The sequence below is a fragment of the Geodermatophilus sp. SYSU D01176 genome, from assembly GCF_054050015.1.
In genome coordinates, this window is sequence record NZ_JBJGYN010000108.1 from 1 (window position 1) to 1,913 (window position 1,913).

The 1,913-nt window shown below is 70.6% G+C and carries 1 protein-coding gene; it reads left to right on the top strand.

Annotated elements, in window-relative coordinates; genetic code table 11:
• Positions 1 to 1,913 (top strand): primary-amine oxidase (locus ACI78Z_RS24925; RefSeq protein WP_457039222.1); only part of this gene is annotated, 1,913 nt, incomplete at both ends.

Genomic DNA, 1,913 nt, shown 5'->3' on the forward strand with positions numbered 1-1,913 from the left:
ATGAGCATTCAGGAGATCAGCCCGGCGACCGTCGTCCTGCACCCGCTGGACCCGCTCACCGCCGAGGAGATCTCGCGGGCGGTCGAGGTGCTGCGGCAGGGGCCTGCCCAGCCGGGCTCCTTCCGCTTCGTGTCGGTCACCCTGCACGAGCCGGACAAGCGCACGCTGGCCGCCGACCCCGGAGCCGTCGTCCGGGAGGCGTTCGCCGTGCTGATCGACCGCAGCCGCGGGCGGGGGTTCGAGGCGGTGGTCGACCTGGACTCGGGAGTGGTCACCTCCTGGGTCGAGCTCCCCGCCGGGACGCAGCCGGCGATCATGCTCGACGAGTTCGACGAGTGCGAGCGGCTCTGCAAGGCCGACCCACGCGTGGTCGAGGCCCTGGCCCGGCGCGGGTTGACCGACCTGGACCTGGTCTGCGTCGAGCCGTGGTCGGCGGGCTACTACGGCGTCGACGACGAGGGGCGGCGCCTGGTCCGGGCGCTGGTCTACACGCGGCTGGACCCGCACGACAACCCGTACGCGCACCCGGTCGAGAACCTGGTCGTCGTCTACGACCTCAACGCCGGGCAGGTCGTCGCGGTCGAGGAGGGCGAGCTGATCCCGGTGCCCCGGGAGACGGGCAACTACCTGCCCGAACACGTCGGCCCGGCGCGCACGGACCTCAAGCCGATCGAGATCACCCAGCCGGAGGGACCCTCCTTCGAGGTCGACGGGCACCACGTCCGCTGGGCCAACTGGTCCTTCCGGATCGGCTTCACCCCGCGCGAGGGGGTGGTCCTGCACCAGGTCCGCTACCGCGACGGCGACACCGAGCGGCCGGTGCTGCACCGCGCCTCGCTGGTGGAGATGGTGGTGCCCTACGGCGACCCCTCGACGGTGCAGTCGAAGAAGAACGCCTTCGACGCCGGTGAGTACAACATCGGGGCCCTGGCCAACTCGCTGAGCCTGGGGTGCGACTGCCTGGGCGAGATCCGGTACTTCGACGGCGTCGTCAGCGACAGCCACGGCAACCCCCTGACCATCCGCAACGCCGTGTGCATGCACGAGGAGGACGACTCCATCGCCTGGAAGCACTACGACTTCCGCCGGGACCAGGCCGAGGTCCGCCGCTCCCGCCGCCTCGTGGTGTCCTTCATCGCGACCGTCGCGAACTACGAGTACGGCTTCTACTGGCACCTCTACCTCGACGGCACGATCGAGTTCCTGGTCAAGGCCACCGGGATCCTCTCCACCGCCGGCCAGCGGCCGGGCGAGAAGTCCCGCTACGGGCAGACGCTCAACAACGACGGGCTCTACGGCCCGATCCACCAGCACATGTTCAACGTGCGGCTGGACTTCGAGCTCGACGGCCCGGCCAACGCCGTCTACGAGGTCGACACCGAGATCCCGCAGGTCAACCCGGCGGGCAACGCCTTCTACACCGTCGACCGGCTGCTCGAACGGGAGCAGGACGCCATCCGCACCGCCGACGCGGGGCGGCACCGGTTCTGGAAGGTCGTCAACCACGACAGCCGCAACCTGGTGGGGGAGCCGGTGGCCTACCGGCTCGTCCCGCGCGACGCGATCACCCTGGCCGCCCGCCCCGAGGCCTCGGTGGCCAAGCGGGCCGCCTTCGCCACCAGCAACCTCTGGGTGACCCCCTTCGACCGCTCGGAGCGGTTCCCGGCCGGCGAGTACCCCAACCAGCACCGGGGGGGTGACGGCCTGCCCGCGTGGACCGCGGCCAACCGGAACATCACCGACGAGGACATCGTCGTCTGGTACACCTTCGGCATGCACCACGTGGTGCGTCTCGAGGACTGGCCGGTCATGCCCCGCTCGCACGTCGGGTTCTCGATCCAGCCGTTCGGCTTCTTCGACCGCAACCCGGTCCTCGACCTCCCCCGGTCGGCCGGCAACGGCCACTGCCACGC